Source organism: Pseudomonadota bacterium (genome assembly GCA_023229365.1).
In the GTDB taxonomy this organism is placed as follows: Bacteria; Myxococcota_A; Polyangia; order JAAYKL01; family JAAYKL01; genus JALNZK01.
Map to the genome: position 1 here is coordinate 1 of JALNZK010000060.1, position 20,534 is coordinate 20,534.

At 70.6% G+C, this 20,534-nt stretch carries 20 protein-coding genes; 11 read left to right on the forward strand and 9 right to left on the reverse strand.

Annotation, left to right across the window (positions count from 1 at the left end; genetic code table 11):
- The coding region (locus M0R80_19910; protein MCK9461902.1) for an excinuclease ABC subunit UvrA at nucleotides 1-845 on the reverse strand (845 nt) is incomplete at its 3' end.
- Nucleotides 842-1,285 carry a hypothetical protein gene (locus tag M0R80_19915; GenBank protein MCK9461903.1) on the reverse strand — a complete coding sequence of 148 codons (444 nt, stop codon included), beginning with the start codon at nucleotides 1,283-1,285 and terminating at the stop codon, nucleotides 842-844. The genes M0R80_19910 and M0R80_19915, both read right to left, overlap by 4 nt.
- A gap of 95 nt (nucleotides 1,286-1,380) precedes the next feature.
- Here M0R80_19915 and M0R80_19920 point away from each other — a divergent pair, with 95 nt between their 5' ends.
- On the forward strand, nucleotides 1,381-3,774 hold the full coding sequence (locus M0R80_19920; GenBank protein MCK9461904.1) for a hypothetical protein: 2,394 nt from the start codon (nucleotides 1,381-1,383) through the stop codon (nucleotides 3,772-3,774).
- On the opposite strand, the gene M0R80_19925 is transcribed toward M0R80_19920, so the two are convergent.
- The gene (locus M0R80_19925; protein ID MCK9461905.1) at nucleotides 3,771-4,259 is read right to left on the reverse strand and encodes a hypothetical protein; all 489 of its coding nucleotides are present in this window, start codon (nucleotides 4,257-4,259) and stop codon (nucleotides 3,771-3,773) included. The two genes, M0R80_19920 and M0R80_19925, sit on opposite strands and share 4 nt — an antisense overlap.
- Before the next feature lie 77 nt (nucleotides 4,260-4,336).
- Nucleotides 4,337-5,218 carry a lysophospholipid acyltransferase family protein gene (locus M0R80_19930; protein ID MCK9461906.1) on the reverse strand — a complete coding sequence of 294 codons (882 nt, stop codon included), beginning with the start codon at nucleotides 5,216-5,218 and terminating at the stop codon, nucleotides 4,337-4,339.
- Between the two features lie 111 nt (nucleotides 5,219-5,329).
- Between M0R80_19930 and M0R80_19935 the strand changes: the two genes are divergently transcribed.
- From M0R80_19935 to M0R80_19945, 3 genes are all read left to right on the forward strand, one after another.
- Nucleotides 5,330-5,845, forward strand: coding sequence for a hypothetical protein (locus M0R80_19935; protein ID MCK9461907.1), 516 nt, complete (start codon nucleotides 5,330-5,332; stop codon nucleotides 5,843-5,845).
- A gap of 224 nt (nucleotides 5,846-6,069) precedes the next feature.
- Nucleotides 6,070-6,828: a hypothetical protein gene (locus tag M0R80_19940; GenBank protein MCK9461908.1), complete on the forward strand. Its 759-nt coding sequence runs from the start codon at nucleotides 6,070-6,072 to the stop codon at nucleotides 6,826-6,828.
- Nucleotides 6,829-6,925: 97 nt separating this feature from the next.
- Nucleotides 6,926-8,752 (forward strand): response regulator, encoded by a 1,827-nt coding sequence (locus M0R80_19945; GenBank protein ID MCK9461909.1) that lies wholly within the window; start codon nucleotides 6,926-6,928, stop codon nucleotides 8,750-8,752.
- A 30-nt stretch (nucleotides 8,753-8,782) separates the two neighbouring features.
- Here M0R80_19945 and M0R80_19950 read toward each other — a convergent pair whose 3' ends face one another.
- Nucleotides 8,783-9,265: a DUF721 domain-containing protein gene (locus M0R80_19950; GenBank protein ID MCK9461910.1), complete on the reverse strand. Its 483-nt coding sequence runs from the start codon at nucleotides 9,263-9,265 to the stop codon at nucleotides 8,783-8,785.
- 67 nt (nucleotides 9,266-9,332) lie between these two features.
- On the opposite strand from M0R80_19950, the gene M0R80_19955 reads away from it, so the two are divergent.
- Nucleotides 9,333-10,457: a lipid-A-disaccharide synthase gene (locus M0R80_19955; protein ID MCK9461911.1), complete on the forward strand. Its 1,125-nt coding sequence runs from the start codon at nucleotides 9,333-9,335 to the stop codon at nucleotides 10,455-10,457.
- Here the strand turns inward: M0R80_19955 and M0R80_19960 are convergent.
- The gene (locus M0R80_19960) at nucleotides 10,454-10,963 is read right to left on the reverse strand and encodes an Rrf2 family transcriptional regulator (GenBank protein MCK9461912.1); all 510 of its coding nucleotides are present in this window, start codon (nucleotides 10,961-10,963) and stop codon (nucleotides 10,454-10,456) included. The two genes, M0R80_19955 and M0R80_19960, sit on opposite strands and share 4 nt — an antisense overlap.
- A gap of 194 nt (nucleotides 10,964-11,157) precedes the next feature.
- On the opposite strand from M0R80_19960, the gene arcC reads away from it, so the two are divergent.
- Complete coding sequence (gene arcC / locus M0R80_19965; GenBank protein ID MCK9461913.1) at nucleotides 11,158-12,126, forward strand: carbamate kinase; 969 nt, start codon at nucleotides 11,158-11,160, stop codon at nucleotides 12,124-12,126.
- 3 nt (nucleotides 12,127-12,129) lie between these two features.
- On the opposite strand, the gene M0R80_19970 is transcribed toward arcC, so the two are convergent.
- Nucleotides 12,130-12,408, reverse strand: coding sequence for a hypothetical protein (locus M0R80_19970; protein ID MCK9461914.1), 279 nt, complete (start codon nucleotides 12,406-12,408; stop codon nucleotides 12,130-12,132).
- Between the two features lie 328 nt (nucleotides 12,409-12,736).
- Between M0R80_19970 and M0R80_19975 the strand changes: the two genes are divergently transcribed.
- From M0R80_19975 to M0R80_19985, 3 genes are all read left to right on the forward strand, one after another.
- Nucleotides 12,737-13,741 (forward strand): hypothetical protein, encoded by a 1,005-nt coding sequence (locus tag M0R80_19975; GenBank protein ID MCK9461915.1) that lies wholly within the window; start codon nucleotides 12,737-12,739, stop codon nucleotides 13,739-13,741.
- 178 nt (nucleotides 13,742-13,919) lie between these two features.
- A complete protein-coding gene (locus M0R80_19980) occupies nucleotides 13,920-14,258 on the forward strand; it encodes a nucleotidyltransferase domain-containing protein (GenBank protein ID MCK9461916.1) in 339 nt (112 codons plus the stop codon).
- A complete protein-coding gene (locus tag M0R80_19985) occupies nucleotides 14,248-14,649 on the forward strand; it encodes a HEPN domain-containing protein (GenBank protein MCK9461917.1) in 402 nt (133 codons plus the stop codon). Before M0R80_19980 ends, M0R80_19985 begins: the two co-directional genes overlap by 11 nt.
- A 29-nt stretch (nucleotides 14,650-14,678) precedes the next feature.
- On the opposite strand, the gene M0R80_19990 is transcribed toward M0R80_19985, so the two are convergent.
- Complete coding sequence (locus M0R80_19990; protein MCK9461918.1) at nucleotides 14,679-16,604, reverse strand: sulfatase; 1,926 nt, start codon at nucleotides 16,602-16,604, stop codon at nucleotides 14,679-14,681.
- A gap of 110 nt (nucleotides 16,605-16,714) precedes the next feature.
- On the opposite strand from M0R80_19990, the gene M0R80_19995 reads away from it, so the two are divergent.
- Complete coding sequence (locus tag M0R80_19995) at nucleotides 16,715-17,212, forward strand: hypothetical protein (GenBank protein MCK9461919.1); 498 nt, start codon at nucleotides 16,715-16,717, stop codon at nucleotides 17,210-17,212.
- A 12-nt stretch (nucleotides 17,213-17,224) separates the two neighbouring features.
- Complete coding sequence (locus M0R80_20000; protein ID MCK9461920.1) at nucleotides 17,225-17,935, forward strand: hypothetical protein; 711 nt, start codon at nucleotides 17,225-17,227, stop codon at nucleotides 17,933-17,935.
- Nucleotides 17,936-18,155: 220 nt separating this feature from the next.
- Here M0R80_20000 and M0R80_20005 read toward each other — a convergent pair whose 3' ends face one another.
- A complete protein-coding gene (locus M0R80_20005) occupies nucleotides 18,156-20,534 on the reverse strand; it encodes a polysaccharide biosynthesis tyrosine autokinase (protein MCK9461921.1) in 2,379 nt (792 codons plus the stop codon).

Below are 20,534 nucleotides of genomic sequence, written 5' to 3' on the forward strand. Positions count from 1 at the left end.
GTGTTGAACGAGAACGCCGCGGGCTCGAGCTTCGGCAGGGTGAGCCCGCACGCGGCGCACGAGTGGCGGTCCGTGAAGGTCAGGTCCTCGCCCTCGACGGGGGAGATCACGACGAGGCCGCGGCTCTCCCGGAGGGCGAGCTCGATGCTGTCCGCGAGGCGGTTCCTCACCGCCGGGTCGACCACGAGCCTGTCGATGTAGATGTCCACGTCGTGCGGCCGGCCGGGATCGATCCTAGTCTCGTCCGCGAGATCGTGGAGCTCGTCGTCGATCTTGACCCGCACGAAGCCGTCCCGCTTGAACCTCTTGAGCGCCGCGCGCAAATCGCCGCGCTCCCCGCGGATCGCCGGGGCGAGCACGCTGCAGCGCGTCCCCGGCGGCAGGGCGAGGACGGCGTCGACCATCTGATCGACGGTCATCGGCCGGATCGGCAGGCCGCAGCCGGGGCAGTGCGGGCTCCCGGCGCGCGAGAAGAGGAGGCGCAGGAAGTCGTGGATCTCGGTCGCGGTGCCGACCGTGGAGCGCGGGTTCGCGCCGGCCGCGTGCTGGTTGATGGCGATCGTCGGCGACAGCCCCTCGATCGACTCGACGCCCGGCTTGGCCATCTGGCGCAGGAACTGCCGCGCGTGGGGCGAGAGCGACTCGACGTAGCGCCTCTGCCCCTCGGCGAACACGGTGTCGAAGGCGAGCGACGACTTGCCGGAGCCGGACGGCCCGGTGATGACGACGAGCGCGTGGCGCGGCAGATCGACATCGATATCCTTCAGGTTGTGCGTGCGCGCGCCGCGGATCCGGATCGCCCCGGCCCCTTTCGCCTCGGCCGGCGAAGGGCGATCGCCGTTCACCGCCGCTCCACGGCGACGCCGAGCGCCGCGAGCTCCGAGGTGAGCGCGGCGAGCGCGGCGTCCGAGCCGTCGTGCGGCTCGAAGCCCTCGAGGGCGAGCACGACCCGCGCGGGCTTCCCGGCGGCGGCCGCCGCGAGCACCCGATCGCAGAACCGCAGGAGCCCGTCGCGCTCCATCGCGCCGACGGGGGCCGCGATCAGGGTCCGCGCGTCGAGCCGGAGCACCGGGGATCGCTCGGCGAGGAAACACCTCTGCGCCTCGGCGAGCCGCGTCGTCGCCGCGTGGTAGTGCCTTTCGGCCGCGAGCGCCGCGAGATCGGGCGCGCCCTCGGCGAGGAGCGCCTCGACGAGCGCGGAGGGGCCGGCGCCCCTGTCGACGAGCCGCTCCGCCTCGACGGAGATGCCCGCGATCCGCTCCTTGCGCTGTGCGTCGTGCGCCATGCCGCCCGTTTTCCTCCGCCGCGGGCCGGCTTGTCAACCGGCCCGGGTCGCCGTTTTTAGTGGTCTTCTTTGTTTCGTCGAGTCACAAAACGGGTATGAAGATCAAAATCGTCATCATCATCGTGCTCGTGTTCGCGATCGCGGCCGCGTGCAGCGACGGCTCGCCGGGCTTCGTCGCGGGAGACGGCGGGACCGACGCCGACTCGGACGGGGACACGGACGTCGACACGGACGGGGACTCCGACTCCGACTCCGACTCCGACTCCGATCTCCCGGACGTCGAGGCGCGCGGCGACACGCTCCCGGCGGCGGATCCGAAGCTCGTCGGGTTCGAGAGCTGGCCGATCGCCTTCACGGTGGACCCCAAGGGGCACACGGGGCTCGCCTGTCGCGTGGAGATCGCGCGGGGCGACGCGGAGCTCGCCTCGATCGACGGCGCGCTCGCGGACGGCGCGTGCACGGCGGCGTGGGACGGCCTGGACGCGGACGGCGGCTGGATCGATCCGGGGCAGGTGACCGCGACCGCGATCGTCTTCGAGGACGGCGGCGATCCGCTCGCCGAGGGCGAGGCGGTGCTCGAGGTCGTGCGGCTCGGCATCGGCGGGATCCAGATGGGCGGGGCCGCCGCGCGCGTCGCGCTCCTCTGGGCGGAGACCGACGGCGAGGCGGAGGGGTACTTCGAGGCGCCGGTCGCCTCGGCGCCGTGGCGGATCGGCCCGGACGCGAACGAGGACGCCACCGCCGTGGATCTCGATCTCGCAGACGGCTCGCCCCGCCCGTTGCCGCTCCCGTGGACCGACCTGAAGAGCCCGCCGCTGGACGCCGCCTCGTCGGACGGCGTGGAGCAGGACACGTTCAACCTGCCGACCGCGTGGATCGCGGGGAGCAATGTGCAGCTCTCGGCGACGCTCTCCGCGAGCGCGGCCGGGATGGAGGGCGGCGGCGGGCCCGCGGACGTCGAGATCCGAGTCGTCCCGCCGGCCGGGACCGAGATCGTCGGCGCGGCCGCCTTCTCGCACGGCGCGGTCGTCACGGTGCAGACGAGCGCGACGCCCGTGCCCGCGGTGGGGCGCTACGACCTCGAGCTCGCGTGGCGCTTCGAGGCGCGCCGGCCCGATGGAGACTGGGCGCCGATCCCGGGCGCCGTGACGACGACCCATGATCTGTACGGCGTCGTGGGCCAGCCCACGCTCGGATCCGCGGCGATGCCGTACCGCGCGTGGGTCGAGGTCGTGGACGCGGTCGCGGGCTGGGTCGACGGCGCGAGCGCCGATCCTGTGGAGGTCGGCTCACGGATCACCGAGGGGATCTTCGACACCGCGGGGCTCTCCTACGACGTCGAGAACGGCGCGTGCACGTACACCGACTACACGTGGGGCAACTGGAGCAACGGCGTGTTCGACATCGTCGGCTACCAGCGGCGCGACAAGGGCGACGTCGTCAACTGCTCGGACTGCGCCGGAATCCTGTCGACGTACGCGAACATGGTCGGCGTCGACTTCACCTACCACATCCTCTCCCCGGGGTACGGCGGGTTCGACCTCAACTACATCATGGCGATCGGCTATACGACGTTCGACGAGACGCCGTTCGCCGACGGCGGCGGCGGCTTCAACTACCACGCGGTCACCGGCCCGAGCGACGGCACGATCTACGACGCGACGCTGAAGCTCGACGGCGACGGCACGCCCACGGCGCCGCCGCACACGGCGATCTACGCGGTGGACATGGCCGAGGACGACTACCTGATCGCGCTCTCGTCGGACGGGACCGGGGTCGACGTGCAGTACAGCGAGAAGGTCGAGTTCCAGACGATTAGCTGGAAGTCTTCCGGCGGGTGGGCGGCGGAGGCCGCGGGCGCCGCCGCGGAGGCGCGCGCAGGGGTTCCGGTCCTGTCGCTCGCGCCCGACGGCATGGCGCTGCTCGACGCCGACGTGCCTTCGGCGCAGGATCACCCGGTCGCCCTGGCGTTCGGCGATCCGAGAACGAACGAGCCCGCGGTGCTCGTCGACGTCCTGGTCGCGCCGAGCGCGGCCGCGGCCCGGGCGGCGCTCGCGGCGTTCGTGAGGAGCGCGTCCCTCCCGCTCCCTGCGCGCGAGGGAATCGGAGACGTCGCGTACGGCGGCGCCGCACTGCTCGCGTTCGCGCGGGACAACGTCATGGTCGCGTACCGCCGCCTCGACGCGGAGATCGACGCCGTCGCGCTCGCGGGGATCGCGGACGCGGCGATCCTCGACGCCCCGTTCGGGCGGCCCACGGCCGTGGCTCGGCCGGGTCTCGAGCTCGTCTCCGGGCGCGCCGGCGATCCCCCGGTGCGGATCCCGGCAGGCGAAGGCCCGATCGCGTCCCGCGTCGTCGTCGACGGTCCCGCCTACGCCCGCCGCACGAGCGCCGGATGGCTGATCGTGCGCACCGGCGAGGGCACGGTCCGCGCCGACGTCGTCGCCGTGGACGATCTCCTGCGCGTCACGCCCTGGGCCGGGATCTAGGAAGGATCGCAGGCGCCGAACGCGCTCGCGAGGCCGGGGTAGTCGAACGGCGCGCAGGCCCCGCCGTCCGCGCAGTCCTCCTCGCCGCAGCAGAACGGCACGCACACCCCGGGGCCGCCGCCCGGCGCGCAGGCGAGGGCCGGGCCGCACCACGGGCCGTCCTCGTCGTCGCACGCGGCGCCCGCGGGCTCGGTCGAGTCCGAGAGGCACGCGAACGCGCCCTCCGCGGCGGCGTAGTAGGAGCACGCGAAGCCGGCGTCGGCGTCGCACCCGGCGTTCGTCAGCGGATCGCACACGCCCGCGTCGAGGTCCGCGCAGGGGTCCATCGGGATCGTGCCGCCGTCCGCGTCGGTGTCCGCGAGGTTCGCGCCCTGGCCGATGTCCCAATCGACCTTCTCATCGAAACCCCAGTCCGCCTTCACGTCGCCGCACGAGCAGCCGAGCAGCGCGATCGCGCAGGCGAAGCAGAACCGCCGAGACTCCATCCGCCACCTCCGGCCGCACCATAGCAGAAACGAATGACGCCACCAAGGACGGTTCCGGCGCCTTCGCGGGGCCCCGCTCAAGCCGGCGCCGGTCGCGTCTTCCAGCGCTCGTGGAACCACACCCACTGGCTCGGGTGCCTGCGGATCCGCCGCTCCAGGGCGGCGGTGAGCGACGCGGTGCCCTCGGCCGTGTCGACGGGCGGCTCGCACCTGTCGACCTCGACGACGTGCCCGCCGCGCGGCGTGCGCCGGATCGAGCCCACCACGAGCGGCGCGCCGGTCCGCACGGCGAGCGCCGCGGCGCCTGTCGGGGTGAACGCGGGCGCGCCGAAGAACGGGACGAAGGTCCCCGGGACCCGCGTGTCCTGATCGATGAGCAGGCCGATCACGCGACCGGCGCGCAGGGCGCGGAGCGTCGCGGCCGAGGAGCCGGGACGCCCGCGGTGGATCACCTCGACCCCGAGGCGCCGCCGCTCGTCCTCGACGAGGCGCGTGAACCGCGGGTCGTAGCTCTCCTTCGCGATCGCCGTGATCGGGAAGCCGGCGCGGGCCAGCGCGACCGCCATCAGCTCCCAGTTGCCGAGGTGCCCGGTCGCGAACACGACGCCGCGGCCCTCGCGCAGCGCCGCCTCGAGCGCCCGCCGCGACCCTTCCGGGATGGCGACCGAATCGGCGACGGCTGGCCGGTGCCGCAGGCGGCACACCTCGACGGCGCTCAGGCCGAGCTGCGCGAACACCCCCCGGACGAGGAGCCGGACGCGGCGGGAGGTCGGGTCGAGGCCCAGGCCTCGGGAGATCTGGGTCCGGGCGCGCCGCCGCTCCCTTCCGGCGAGCCGATGGCCGAGCGCCCCGAGCGCGAGCCCGACCGGGCGGACGAGCGCCGCAGGCACGAGACCGAGCGCGCCGACGAGCGCCCGGACGACGGCGTAGATGACGGCATTCTTCAGGCGGCGACTCACCGCCGGCGAGCATAGCACGCCGTCCGTCGATTTACGGCAACCTCGAGTCGAAACGGCCGATATCAATGCACGGGCACAGGGCCCGCGATATACTGCACGGGGAGTGTTGCGATGGAGAATCAGGTCTCGTTCGAGGACATCAAGCATCTGTTCAAGGAAACCGATCGCCGATTGGACGAGCGGATCGCCGAGACCGATCGCCGGATGGACGAGCGGATCGCCGAGACCGATCGCCGGATGGATCTGCGCCTGAACGAGCTCGGCAAGCAGATCGGCGGGCTGGGCAACCGGCTCGGCGAGTTCGTCGAGGGCGTGGTGCGACCCGGGCTGGTGCGGCTGTTCCGCGAGCGCGGCGTCGACGTGCGCGAGACGCACCGCGACCTCGAGGCCGAGCGCAACGGCAGGAAGGCGCAGGTCGACCTGCTCGTGGTGAACGATATCGAGGTGGTCGTGGTCGAGGTGAAGTCGAAGCTGTCGCAGCGCGACGTCGAGGAGCACCTCGACCGGCTCGCGCTGTTCAAGAGTTGTTCCCGCGCTACGCCGACGCCCGAGTGCTCGGGGCGATGGCGGCGATGGTCGTGCCCGAGAAGCAGGCGGCCTACGCCGAGAGCGTCGGCCTGTTCGTGATCGGCCAGGCGGGCGACGACGCGGTGCTCCTCAACTCCGCGAGGTTCGAGCCGAGGGCGTGGTAGCGCGACGGCGCGGGCCTCCCGCTATCAACCGTACAATTTTGTTAGAAGAAAAGGGAACGCACGCCGGGTTGGGTCGCATTTCAATGCGGAGAGCAGGACGATCAGACTATTCCACGACGTGTTTGACAACGGGATCGCTCTGGCCGACGATGAGATTCCTTGGAGCACACATCATACAGACGAGGTCGTTTTGCAAGCATTCCGGTCGCGGCGGCGGCGCTCGCCTTCGCCTTCGCCGCGGGCGGGGCGCGGGCGGCGGACGGGGTGTCTGTCTTCGTGGAGCCTTCCGTCGGGTACACCGTGGCCACGCTCAAGGCGCTCGAGATCGAGACCTCGTTCATCCGCCCGAAGCTCGACGACGACGGCGAGCCCATCGACACGGACGATTGGAGCAACGTCGATCCCTCGGAGTTCCAGGCGACGGTCGGCCGCCGCGCCTACTACGAGGGCTCCGGCTTCTCGTGCGGCGCCGCGGCGGGCGTCCGGCTGTTCGCGGTGCAGCTCGGCGTCTCGTACACCTACGACGCGCTCACCCTCGACGGGTTCTCGAAGCGGTACCGCTACCTGCCGGAGAAGAAGCGCGCCGGGGGCCGCAAGTTCATGGACGACGGCCGCGCGGACTTCCAGCGGGTCGAGGCGCTCATGCGGTACATCCTGCCGGTCTGGAAAATTCAGTTCGAATTTCAAACGCGGATCGGCGGGATCTTCATCGACGAGGGGCCGCTCATCGTGGGCCGCGCGATCCGCGAGGGGACCGGCTTCACGGGCGACGTGGGCGTCGGCGTCGGGGTGTCGCCGGTGGAGTTCCTGACCGTGCGCGCCGGGGGCTACTACGGCTTCTTTTCCTTCTCCGGGGACTACGAGGGCGCCTACGGGACCCTCGGAGGCTTCGTTTTCGCAATCGTTCTCTCCATCTGACCGGCGTTGACACTAACCCCGCAAATCTCCTAATCTTCCCCAGTCGATATTCGTTTCGAGGGCGAGCGCTCGCAGACACGCCTTGAAGGAGAACAAGATGTCCGGGAAACACATCCTCGCATTCGAGCCGGATCCGCTGTACGCAAAGATGCTCCAGGACGAGTTCGGAGCGCGCGGCCACACGGTCGAGATCGTGACCGACGGCGCCGCCGGGCTGGAGCGCGCGTCGGCGTCGCCCCCGGACCTGATCTACCTGTGCATCGAGCTGCCCCGGATCAGCGGCTTCTCGGTGTGCAACAAGCTGCGCAAGAACCCGGAGACCGAGACGATCCCGCTCGTCATCACCTCCGCCGAGGCGACCGAGGACGTGTTCGAGAAGCACAAGAAGCTGAAGGCGCGGGCGGACGAGTACCTCCTGAAGCCGTTCGGCGAGGACAGGCTCGTCCCGATCGTCGAGCGCCTGCTCAAGGGCGCGGGCGTCATCGCGGAGGACGACGCCGCGCTGGAGATCGAGACGGACGACTCCCTCGTCATCGAGGGCGACGACGAGGTCGAGGAGGTCGAGGAGATCGAGGAGGTCAGCGGGATGGTCGAGGCGGCGGACGTCGACAAGGAGGTCGAGGCGTTCACCGACGCGGCGTTCGACGCCATCTCCATCGACGAGGAGAAGCCCAAGGCGGCGGCGAAGGCCGAGCCCGCCCCGAAGTCCGCGCCCGGCGCGGATCCGGCCGAGCTCAAGAAGCTCCGCTCCGAGAACGAGACGCTCAAGGACCAGATCGCGCGGCTCGAGAAGCAGGCCAGCGAGGGGGGCAAGGCCTCCAAGGGCGGCGGCGTGTCGAGCCGGGAGTTCCTCGATCTCCGCGAGCTGCTCAACAAGAAGGACCGCGATCTGCTCGATCTCAAGGACTCGGTCAACAGCAAGGAGAAGCAGCTCCTCGAGCACCGTGAGCGGATCACGGAGCTCGAGCGCGCCAAGGCCGATCTCGACGACAAGAACATCACCGCCGAGAAGCAGATCAACGAGCTGCAGAGCAGGGCGGAGGATCTCCAGACCGACAAGGAGATCGCCCACAAGAAGGCCGAGGACCTGCAGAACAGGATCGAGAGCCTCGAGGGCAAGATCCAGGGGCTGGACGGCGAGCTCGAGGCGGAGCGCGCCGCGCGCCGCGCCGACGTCGAGCGGTTAGGCGCCGAGAAGGACGCCGAGGTCAGGCGCACGATAGGCGCCAAGGACGAGGAGAAGAAGGGCGCCCTCGCCGAGCTCCGCGCCGATATGGAGCGCGAGCGGGCCTCGGCGCTCGAGGGGCAGGAGGCGGAGCTCAAGGTCGAGGCCGACAAGCGGCGCGAGATGGAGCTCACCGAGCAGCGGCTGCGCCACGAGGCGGCGGCCGAGGAGCTGCGCGAGGCGCTCGGGGCGGAGAAGGAGGCGGCGCTCGCCGATCTCGAGAAGCGCCACGCTGACGGGATCCAAGCGCTCGAGGAGAAGCACAAGCAAGAGCTCGGAGGGCTCAAGAGCAGGCTCTACGACCTCGAGCAGCAGGTCCAGAAGCTCGAGTCCGAGCTCGAGGAGACCAAGACGAGCCTCTCGGAGTCCCGCGAGGAGCTCACGGCGACCCAGTCGCTCCTCGATCAGCGGACGAACGAGGAGGCGGCGACGAAGGCGAAGCTCTCCGAGACCGAGGAGAAGCTCGAGACGGCGTCGCACGAGCTCAAGCAGACCTCCGAGCGGCTCATGCTGGCCGAGACGAAGGTCGAGGGGCTCACGGCGGATCTCGCGGATCGCGACGGCCGGGTCGCGGCGCTGTCCGGGGAGCTCGACGAGGCGAACGAGACCATCGGCCGCAGCGACGCCATCGTCACGAAGGCGCGCCAGGCCGTGGAGATCGCCTCCAAGCTGCTCGCCGATCTCGCCCCGGAGGAGTAGGGCGCTCGGGCGCCCCTCGCGACCGCCGCATCAACGCTCGTCCTCGGTCAGGCTCGCGCGGATGGCGCGCTCGACCGCGGCGCGGAGCTCCGGATCGGCGAGGCGCTCGACCTCCGCGCCGAGCGCGGGCTCGAGCTCGAACGTCCTCGCGGGTTTCGCGGGCGCATCCGCCGGGGCCGCCGCGGCGTCCTCCGCGGCGAGCTGCGGATCGAGGACGAGCGTGATCTCCGAGACGACGCCCGGGCCGATCTCCTCCGCGATGCGGTCGAGGATCGCCGGCTTGAGGAAGCTCAGCTCCTGCAGCCACGAGGAGCTCGACACGCCGACCAACAGGGTCGTGCCGCGCAGCGCGACCGGGAACGATCGCCTGTACATCTCCGGGCCGACCACGGCGAGCCACCGCGCCCAGATCTCCGCGTGCGCCTTCGGGCGGACGCCCGCGAGATCGCGCAGCACCGAGGTCAACGCCGCGGTGAGCGGGGTCGTGGCGAGCTCGTCGCGGTGCTTCCTCATGGGACCGTCTTAGCGGTCCTCCGCCGCGCTGGCAACAGCCGGGGCGAACGGCTATCCTGGCGGCGCCATGTCCACCTCCGCGAAGAACGCCCCGCTGCTCGTCGTCGCCGGCGAGCGCTCGGGGGATTGGATCGCCGCGCGCGCCCTCTCGGTGCTCCGGGACGGCGGGGAGGTTTCGGCGTTCGGGTTGGGCGGCGACGCGCTCGCGGAGCTCGGCGTGGAGCTCGTCGCGCACGTCCGCGATCTCGCCGCGATCGGGGTCGGCGCGGTGGCCGCGCGCCTCGGGGCCTGGGTGTCGGCGTGGGCCCGCCTCCGGGAGGAGATCGGGCGCCGAAGGCCGCGCGCCGCGCTCCTCGTCGACGCGCCGGACGTGAACCTCCCGCTCGCGCGCATCCTCACGGAGCAGGGCGTCGCCGTCCTGCAGTACGTCGGACCCCAGATCTGGGCGTGGCGCCCCCGGAGGCTCCGCCTGCTCGCGTCGCGCACGCGCCACGTCGCGCTCGTGCTCCCGTTCGAGAAGCCGCTCTACGACGCGGCCGGGGTCCGCGCGTCCTACGTCGGGCACCCGCTCCTCGACGCGCCCGCGCCCGCCGCGCGCGCCGCCACCCGCCTCGGCCTCGGGATAGGGGAGGGCGCGCCGCTCGTCGCGCTGCTCCCGGGCTCGCGGCGCGGGGAGGTCTCGGCGCACGCGGCGCCGATGTCCGAGGCGGCGAGGATCCTCGCGCGGCACGGCGTCCGGACGGCCTTCGTGCCGGCGGCGGAGTCGGCCTCCCCGGCCGAGCTCGAGCTCGCGCGCGGCGCGGGCTGCGTCGTGCCGGGCGGCGCGCCCGACGCGCGGGACGTCCTGGCGGCGTCCGACGCGGCGCTCGTCGCCTCCGGGACCGCCACGCTCGAGGCGGCGCTCCTCGGGGTTCCGCTCGCGGTCGTCTACCGCCTCGGGTTCGCGAGCCGGACGCTGGCGAGAGCGCTCGTCGACGCGCCGTACGTCGGGCTCCCGAACTGGATCGCCGGCTGCCGCGCCGTGCCGGAGCTGCTCGGGGTGGTCGAGGGCGACCGTCTCGCGCGGACCGCGCTCGAGCTCCTCGAGCCCGAGGCCGCGGCCTCGATGCGCCGCGATTTCGACGGGATCCGCGCCGCCCTCGGCCCGCCCGGGGCCGCCCGCCGCGTTGCAAAGCTCTTGCGCGAGCTCTAGGACTTGTCGGTGCAGCCGGATCGCGCGGGGCGCCTCGGGACGGTCTTCGCCGGGCGCTGCTCGCGCTTCCCGATTTCGGCGAGCCGGTCGCGGACGTCCGACTCCCGCCGGACGAGATCCGCGAGCGTCACCTGGCTCAGGATCTCCGTGACCTTCTCCTCGAGCGTCTCCCAGATCGGCCGCAGGCAGCAGCCGTCCTTGTGCGGACAGCGGGCGTCGTCGTGCCGCTCCTCGTTGAAGCAGCCCTCGACGAGCGGCCTCCCGAGCGCGCGCATGACGGCCGAGACCGCGGTCCGCTCGGGCGCCGCCGCGAGCTCGTAGCCGCCGTTCCGCCCCCGCGACGCGTTGACGATCCCGCCGACGCGGAGCTTGCCGAGCACCTTCGCGACGAGCGCCTCGGAGAGCCGCTCCTCCTCCGCGAGCTCCGGCAGGGTCATCTGGCTGCCGCTGCGCGCGAGCGCCAGCGAGAGCCGCAACACCTGTTCCTCGAGCTTCGTGAGCTTCATCTTCTCCTCAGCGCATAGGGTATGTCATACCGCGCCCTTTTCAAGGGTCTTCGGCTTCCCGAGCCTCCTCGAAGATGACCTCCGCGGCCAGCCGGCACCCCTGCGCGAACCTTGATTCTTGGGCGGAGGCCAAGTAAAACCGCCTCTCCCGGTCGGCTCGGGCGGACGCCCGGCACACATCGAGCGAGGCGGAGATGACGCAACAAAACGCGAAAGAGAAGCCGATCGTCCTGGTCGCCCTCGGCGGGCACGCGTTCATGCAGCGCGGCGAGCGGGGCACCGTCGAGGTCCAGGAGCGCAACGCCGCGAAGATCTGCGGCACGCTCCAGATCCTCGTCGAGCGCGGGTACAAGGTGGTCATCACGCACGGGAACGGCCCGCAGGTCGGCGACCTCCTCCTGCTCAACGAGGGCGGCGACAAGGAAACGCCCAAGATGCCGCTCGACGTCCTCGTGGCGCAGACCGAGGGGAGCCTCGGCTACTTCCTGCAGCAGGCGATGCTGAACACGCTGCGCCGCGCCGGGCAGAAAAGGTACGTCGTCACGGTCGTCACGCAGGTGCTCGTCGATCCCGAGGATCCGGCGTTCAAGAACCCGACCAAGCCGATAGGTCCCTTCCTGAGCAAGGAGGAGGCCGAGTCGCGGCGGGACAAGCTCGGCTGGAACATCGTCGACGACGCGGGCCGCGGCTGGCGTCGCGTGGTCCCGTCGCCCAAGCCGCTCAAGGTGGTTCAGCGGCACATGATCCGCGAGTCGGCCGAGGCCGGCCACATCGTGATCGCCGCTGGCGGCGGCGGCATCCCGATCATCAAGAAGCCGGACGGCACCTACGAGGGCAAGGAGGCGGTCATCGACAAGGACCTCACGTCGTCGATCCTCGCCACGCAGGTTGGCGCCGAGATCCTCATCATCCTCACCGAGGTGCCGTACGTGTACACGGGCTGGGGGACGCCGGAGAAGAAGGCGATCGGCGCCATCACGACCGAGGAGCTCGGCGAGCTGTACGTGAAGGGGAACTTCCCTCCGGGCAGCATGGGGCCGAAGGTCGTCGCGGCGCGGGAGTTCCTGGAGCGCGGGGGCAAGCGGGCGATCATCACGGATCCGGAGACGATGCCGGACGCCCTCGGCGGGCGCGGCGGCACCCACATCATCGGCGGGTGCTGAGGCTCACGCGGCGATCTTCGGGTCGCCGACGACCGCCACCAGCGCGTCCACGGCGCCCTCCATCGCCTCCTCCGGATCGTCGCGCCACACGATCGAGAAGATCCGGCGGCCCGGCACGAACAGCTCGAGCCTGGCCTGCATCCGCCCGTCCACGAGGCGGATCGACGCCGCGAGCGGGCAGTCCCACCCGGACGCCTGGACGACGCGCCGGCACGCGATCAGCAGCCGCTCTTCGAGATCCTCGTCGAGACAGAATCCTTCGCAACGCAGCTCGAGTCCCATGTTCGCGCTCCTTGCGTGGCGCCCCGTCGGCGCCGGTCGGAAGGAGGCTCTTGCACGGCGGATGCCAACCGCCGGCGATCCACGGGTCCCGCGCGCAACTCGCCATGAAAGCGTCGGTTTTCGCCGCGGGCGCTCCCGGCGCCGCCGCCCCGGTCGCGCCGCCCGTGAAATAAATCGGCACGGTTGTGACACGGAGATCCGGATCGTGCGAGAATCAATCGGGGCGTCGGGGACGTCCCATCGACGGGCGGAGGCGCCGGGACGCTTCGAATTGACCGCCGCCGGCAAGCTGTTTAGCATCGCTCGAAACCAAGAGGAGCGAACGATCATGAGAATTGCGAAGACCCTCGTTCTGCTGCTCGCCGCCTGGCTCGGCCTCGCGGCGGCGTTCACGGGCTGCACGTGCGTCGTGAACCACTACCACTACGGGACGGCGCGGCCCTCCGCGATGTACGTCGCGGGCGCGCCGCCGGCGGCGAAGGACGAGACGCGGACCGCGTCGCCGTCCGAGGGCTGGGTGTGGATCAAGGGGCACTACGAGTGGAGCGAGTCCGAGGAGGAGTGGATCTGGGTGGGCGGCGTCTGGGTCGAGCCGCCGGACGAGGGCGCCACGTGGGTGGACGCCGAGTACGAGGACAACAACGGCGACTGGATGTACGTCCCGGGCTACTGGGAGTGGAACGATCCGGGCTCCGCCGAGGCGGAAGAGGAGGCGCCGCGGATCCCGCCGGGCGACCTCCACTGGGTCGGCGGCGGCGACATCGAGAAGCCGGGCGAAGGGACCGAGCCCGCCGTCCCGAGGGTGCCGCCGGGGAGCATCAAGATCGGCACTTCGAAGTCGGAGCTGCCGGTCGTGGGGCCCAAGCTCGTCCAGCCGGAAGGGGAGGGCGCGCCGCCCGCGGTCGTCGGGCCGACGCTGCCGCCGAAGGGCGCCGAGCCGCCGCAGGTCGCCGAGCCGCCCGGTGTCGTCACCGACGATCCGTACGACGAGGAGGACGACGACGGTGCGGGCTCGAAGAAGAAGATCAAGAAGCCGGGGCTGAAGGAGGTCAAGCCGAACAAGCCCGAGCTCCCGCCCGAGGAGGAGCACGCGGCGGTCAAGGCGAGCGGCGGGAAGCCGAGCGCCGCCCCGGCAGATCCCTACGGTGAAGAGGAAGAGGCGCAGCCGTCCAAGAAGCACGGCAAGAAGAACAAGGCGAAACCGGAGCCGGAGCCGAAGGACGACGGCAGCGCGAAGAAGGACAAGGCTCCGAAGAAGATCGATGAATCGAAGACGAAGTACGACGAGCCGATAGAGATCAAGAAGCCCAAGACGAAGAAGACCCAACCGTAGCCGGAGAACCCGATCGGATCGCGTGGAAGACGCGGCGGCTCGCCCTCGTCCGGCAGGATGAAGAGATCGTCCTGGGCGCAGGAGATGCGCACGCCGAGGTCGTGGTGCAGGTGCGCCACCTCCTCGGCGACGGACTTGGGGCGGCGACTCGCTCGTTCGCCCGTGGTATAACCGAGGCATGGAAGATATGCGCACCGGCGATTCGAATCGAGCGGAGCTCATACGGGAGGCTGTGGCGGCCATCGTCGAGGCGGTCGCTCCCTACCGCGTCGTCCTGTTCGGATCGCACGTCCGCGGCGAGGCGGGACCGGACAGCGATCTCGATTTTCTCGTTGTCGTGGCGCCCGGCACACACCGCCGCGACGCGGCCAGGGCAATCTACCGGCGGCTCGCAAGCTTCGGGCACGCGGTCGACGTCGTGGTCGTCACGACGGACGACGTGGCGCTCTACGGGAGCTCTCCGGGGCTGATCATCTCCACCGCCCTTGCCGAAGGACGCGAGCTCTATGCCGCGTGACGACATCATGGCCGGAACGGCGGAAGACTGGCTCCGCAGGGCCCGCAGCAACCTCGCGCGCGCTCGACAGGAGAGGCCCGACGAGGTTCTTTGGGAGGATCTCTGCTTCGACGCCCAGCAAGCCGCCGAGAAAGCGATCAAAGCCCTGCTCGTGGCTCGCCGTGTTCCTTTCCGCCTCGTTCACGATATCGGAGAGCTGCTCAGGATGGCCGCCGAGGGCGGGATCGTCGTGACGGATCGGGTTCGCGATGCAGTGGAGCTCACCGAGTATGCGGTGGAGGCGCGGTACCCCGGACCGTTCGAAGCCGTGACCGAGGCGGAGTGGCGGCGAGCCGTCCAACTGGCGGAGGCCGTCGTCGATTGGGTCGTGGCCGGGATCGCCGCGAAGTGACGGAGCGCCAATAGTCGGCGGCGCGAAACCTACTCGCCCTTCTTCATGTAGCCGAGCTGCTCGAGGACGCGCTTCTGCTCCGCGGTGAGCTCCCCCGTTTCGGCGCGCGCCGCGCCCTCGCGCGCCCGGATCGCCATCGCGTCGAGCGCCTCGAGCCCCGTTTCGAGGCCGGGGGAGGGCGCGCCCGCGAGGTTCGCAGTCTCCCCGGGATCGGTCCCGACCTCGTACAGCGCGACCGGTTCGAGGCCGCGGGGGTTCCCGGCGTTCGCGCGGACGATCTTCAGCTCCCGGCCGTCCTCCACCCAGCGGATCGACGTGGCCACGCTCCCCTGGTGATCGGTCTCCGCGAAGATCGGGCGCCGCGCGTCGTTCCCGGGGGAGGGCGCGCCCTGCATCTCGGCGGGGATCTTCAGGCCGGCCGCGTCGACGATCAAGGGCGCGACGTCGAGCAGCCGCATCCAGGCGTCCGAGCGCACGCCGCCCGGGAGGCCGGAGCTCGCCGGGTACTTGGCGACGAAGATCACCTCGAGCTGCTCGTCGTAGAGCGTCGTGCCGTGCCAGAAGCCGCCGTGATCGGCGAACTCCTCGCCGTGATCCGAGACGACGACGACGAGCGTCTCGTCGTAGAGGCCCCGCTTCTTCAGTCCGTCGACGAGGCGGCCGAAGTGCGCGTCCCAGTACCGGACCTCGCCCGCGTAGAGCGCCTTCATCTCCGCGACGAGCGCCGCGTCCTTCGGATCCGGGCTCGGGTTGGCGCGGTGCGAGATCGCGTGGCCGTCGTACGGGTGGCGGAAGTACGGGTCGTGCACGTCCATGTAGCCGACGAACAGGAAGAACGGTCGCGCCTCGTCGCGGGCGTCGAGCCGCGCCAGCGCCTCGTCGGTCACGGCCTCGCCGACGACGTAGTAGTCCTCGGGCCGCTCGGAGCTCCCGGCGAGCTTCGCCTGGATCTTCTTGGCGAGCTCGACGAAGATCAGCTTCGACTGCTCGTCGGTCGCGCCGAGCGGCAGCGCGGGCGTGAGGTAGCTGTAGTCCGTAAAACCCTGATCGAAGTTGAAGAACGGCGTCAGGTTGAAGTTCGTCTGGATCGCCATCGTCTCGTAGCCGCCCGCGGCGAGCACCTCGGCCACGGTCGTCACCTCGTCCGGGAGCACCGAGCCCTTGAGCGTCGCGGTGTGCGACGACGGGTAGCGCCCGGTCAGGATCGTGGCGACCGACGGCCGCGTCCACGGCGCCTGGGCGAACGCGCGATCGAAGACCACCGCCTCCGCGGCGAACGCGTCCAGCCTCGGCGTGAGATCCTTCGGCCCGCCGTACACGCCGGTGTGGTCCGCGCGGTGCGCGTCGCTCAGCACGAGGAGGACGTTCGGCCTTTTCTGCGCGGGCTTCGGCCCAGTTTCGACGCCGGCGCCGGAAGCGCCGCCGAGCGCTCCCCAGAGCGCGACGAGCGCGAGCGTCGCGATCGCGTAGACCGCGAACGGGAGCCACGGCTTGCGGAGGAGCGCCCGCGGGCCCGAGGACAGCCGCCGCAGCGCGATCCACATTCCGACGCCGACGATCCCGACGGCGACGACGAGCCCGGCGAGCGCGAGGAGCATCTCGCGCGACAGCAGGCCGGCCTTCTCCCCGAAGAAGTCGCGCTGGAAGTAGAACGCACCGACGATGATCGTGAACAGGACGAACAGCAGCAGCCCGACGGTCCCACTGAGCGCGGCGGGATCGGCGGCCGGCCGCTTCGAGAGCCTTCCGAGGAAGGCGAGAGCCAGGCCCGACGCGCAGCCGAGCAGCGCGAGGAGCGGCCCGTAGAGGAGCGCGCCGAAGCCGGGCAGGGACCAGTCCGCGTGGCCCGCCACGATCCAGAGGCGGGCGCTGTCCGCGCAGGCGACGCCGAGCCCGGCGACGAGCCCGGCGCCGAGGGATCCGATGGCGACTCGTAAATAGTGGCGATTGCTCATGAAACTCCTGTTGCGGTCGCGGGCGTGACGCCACTACAATGAAGACCTCGACTTTCGAGGTCAAATTTTGGGCCCGCTTCCGAGAGGCCCGCCGGATGGAGGGGATTCACATGCGACGACACGTCATCCTGAACGTCCTGTTCGCGGCCGCCATTTCCACGGCGCTCGCGGCGGGCTGCGACGACTCGGAGGGGGCCGGCAAGACGGCGTTGAGCGCGCTGATCCCGGACCCGGTCGAGCTCACGGTGGGGCTGGTCAACGGCAAGATGACGTTCGACTTCTCCGCGCACCCGCTCGACCTGGAGAAGCAGGAGGATCTCACCTACTTCCTCTACACGGGCGGCATCGGCGTGACGGTCGTCAACGACGAGACGGGCGTCACCCACAACCTGAACGAGGGGACGAACGTCGCGTCGACGCCCGATCAGGTCGGCGAGTTTCTCGTCGCCGCGTCCGAGGACGGCGCGATCGTGACGGTCGAGTTCTACAACTGGTTCCAGGGGACGAGCATCCGCGCGGACGGCGACTACTCGGCGACGGTCGAGGTGCTGGAGAACGAGTTCTTCGTCACCGAGACGTTCGTCCGGCAAGTGACCGTGGTGCCGTAGCGCGAGGCGCGCATGCTGTCATTCTTCATTAGGCGCGACGGCCTCATCGATCCCCCGCCCGTGGGCGAGACGGACGCGCACTGCCACATCCTGCCCGGGCTCGACGACGGCCCCAAGGACGACCGCGGCGCGCTCGCGATGGCGCGGCTCCTCCTCGAGATGGGCGTGCGCAGGGTCGTCGCGACGCCGCACGTGATCTCCGACGTCTACCCGAACTCGACCGCGCGGATCGTGGAGGCGGCGAGGGCGACGCAGGAGCTGTTCAGAGCCTCCGGGCTCGCGCTCGAGGTCGAGGCCGGGGCCGAGTACTACGCGGAGCAGGAGCTGCTCGACAGGATCGACCGCCGGGACCTCCTCGCGTCCTTTGCCGAGCGCTACGTCCTCTTCGAGTCGCCTGTCGAGCGCCGGCCCATGATCCTCGAGGAGATCGCGTTCTCTCTCGCATCAGCGGGCTACACGCCGCTCCTCGCGCACGCCGAGCGGTACGAGTTCCTGCGGGGCGATCCCGACGCCGTCGCGCGGCTGCGCGAGATAGGCGTCCGCTTCCAGGTGAACCACCCGTCGTTCCACCTGCCCAGGACGAGCCGCCGCGGCGAGATGGCGCGCTCGCTCTACGTCAAGGGCTTCGTGGACGTGCTCGGCACGGACCTGCACCGCGCCACGCGGTGGGACAAGCCGTCCCGCCCGGCGGAGTGGCGCGCCAAGGCCAGGCAGCCGATCTAGAGATTCCCCAACCCGCGCAGATCCTGCGCGGGATTCGAGAGGACCCAGGGAGCCATTTCCCCAGCCCGCGCGGATCCCGCGCGGGTCCGGAACGAGACCAGCATCCATTTTTTTTGCCCGTGCAGGATCTGCACGGGCTGGGAGAACACAGAGACCGACGAAACCTTTTTGATACCCGCGCAGGATCTGCGCGGGCTGGAATCAAGAAAACCCCGGCGAATCAGCTCTCCTGCGTGTCCGTGGTCTTCGATCCGTAGTAGGAGCCGCGGTAGTAGTGGTAGTAGCCGCCGCGGCGGGTGAGGACGCCGTTGATCACGACGCCGCGCACGAGATCCATCTTGCGGCAGGTCTGGCTCGCCATCTTGATGGCGGCCCTGCGGCAGAGGCGCGGCCGCACGACGAACAGCACCATGTCCGAGAGCCGCGAGATGACGAGCGAGTCGGCGATGAGCAGGGGCGGCGTGTCGAGCAGGACGTAGTCGTACTCCGTGCGCCACCTCGCGACGAGCGTCGCGAGGCTCTCGGACGCGAGCAGCCGCTGCGACTCGGGCGGCTCGTGGCCGGCCGGCACGACGTGCACGCCCCACTTCTGGACGTCGTGCAGCGGCAGCGCGGTGCGGCCGACGATGTGATCCGTGAGCCCGGGCGTGCGCGGGACGCCCCAGAACCTGTGCTGCACCGGCTTCCTCAAGTCGAGATCCACGACGATGACGCGGTGCCCGGCCTTGGCGAGCGCCACCGCGAGGTTCGCGATCACGGTCGACTTGCCCTCGCCCGGCTCGGACGACGTCACCTGCACGACCTGGAGCCTCTTGTCGCCGACCTGTGCGAACTCGACGTTCGTGCGCAGCGTGCGGAACGACTCGGCGCCCGGCCCCTTGGGCGCCTCCCAGATCGGATCGATCGCCGCCTGCTTGCCGTTGATGAGCCCGAGGTGCTTGAGGTTCGGGATCGCGCCGTACACCGGGATGCGCGTGATCGCCTTCGCCTCTTCCTCGTCGCGAATCCTCGGATCGAACGCCCGGCGCAGGAACACGAGCCCGACGCCGAGCATGAGCCCCACGGCGAGCGCGAGGCCGATCGTCGTCATCCGCTTGGGCGTCTCGCGCTTGTACGCCGTGGTCGCCGAGTCGACGATCCGCTTGTCGGTGGTGGTGGAGGCGCGCAGGATCCGCGACTCCTCGAGCTTTGTCAGCAGGAACGTGTACAGCTCCTGGCTCACCTCGAGGTTGCGGCGCAGGGTCGCCATCCGGCGCTCCTTGTCCGGGAACATGGAGAGCTCGCCCTGGATGTCGTCGAGCGCCTTGGCGATGCCGTGGCGCCGCTCGCGGATCCTGTCGCGCGACGCCTGGATGTACTCGTGCACCTGGCCCCGGACGCGGCGGATCTCCTCCTCGAGCCGCTTCACCTCCGGGTGCGTCGCGGTCGCGTCCGCGAGCAGCGTCTCGCGCTTCATCTCGAGCTCGTTGAGCAGGCCTATCGACTTGCCGAGCAGCTCGTCGTCGAACAGGAAGTCGCCCGAGAGCGCGACCGGCTGGTTCTTCCTCTCGGCGCGCGACATCTCGGACGACACCATGGAGAGGAGATCCTCCTGGATGCGCGTCTTGCGCAGCTCGAGCTCGAGCTCCGCGCCGCCCTCGATGAGGCCGGTCGCCTGCTCGGGGAGCGCCACCGCGCCCGCGCTCTCGATGAACCCCTGTAGCTCGAGCTCCACCGCCTCGAGGCTCTGCCGCACCGCCTCGAGCTGGCCCTCCACGAACTTGGCGGTCTTGTCCGCTCGCTCGGTGCGCCACGAGAGCGCGAACTCGAGGTAGTCGTCCATCACCGCGTTCACGAGGTCGCGGGCCACGGCGCGATCCTCGTAGCTCATGGAGACGCGCACGAGGTTCGTCTCCTTACGGCCCCCCATTGCCTCTATGGACATCCGCTTGAGCAGGTTCTCCATGATGATGTCGTCGGGCACGAGCTTCACGGCGGTCGTCCCCGAAGGCCGCTCGCCCCGGTGCTCGGCAACACGGAAGCTGACGCCCTCCGCGTCGTACGTTCCGCCCGGCGGCACGGTGGACTTCGCCGCGCCCTGGACCTTCGCGGTCACGCTCCCGTCCGCGGCCACCTGGAGCTCGGCGTCCAGGACGCGGTCGACCCAGTCCTCGACCGTCACGTCGCGCACGACGTGCCGCAGCGCCTTGAGCTCCGGGCTCACCGGCGACTTGCCGAACAGGGAGACGCCCAAGTCGAAGATGTACGGCGGCATCTCCTGGTCGATGTTCAGCCCCACCTTGCGCGCCGCGTTCGCGATGATGCTCCGCGAGCGCAGGATCTCCACCTCGGTCTCGACCGGCGACGGCCGGCCCATGCCGGTCAGATCGAACAGCATCGAGGTGGTCGAGTTGTCCTCGGACGAGACCTGCACCACGCCGGACGAGCTGTAGCGCGGCACGGCCGTGAGCAGATACCCGGCCGCGGCGAGCGCGGCGAGCACGACGGGAAAGAGGAGCGTGCGCCACTCGTCCAGGAGCACGAGCAGGTACTCGGTGAGCGGGACGTCGCCGCCGCCGGTCTGCTTGCCTTGCTCGTGCTGGGTGGGCTCCGGGGTCAA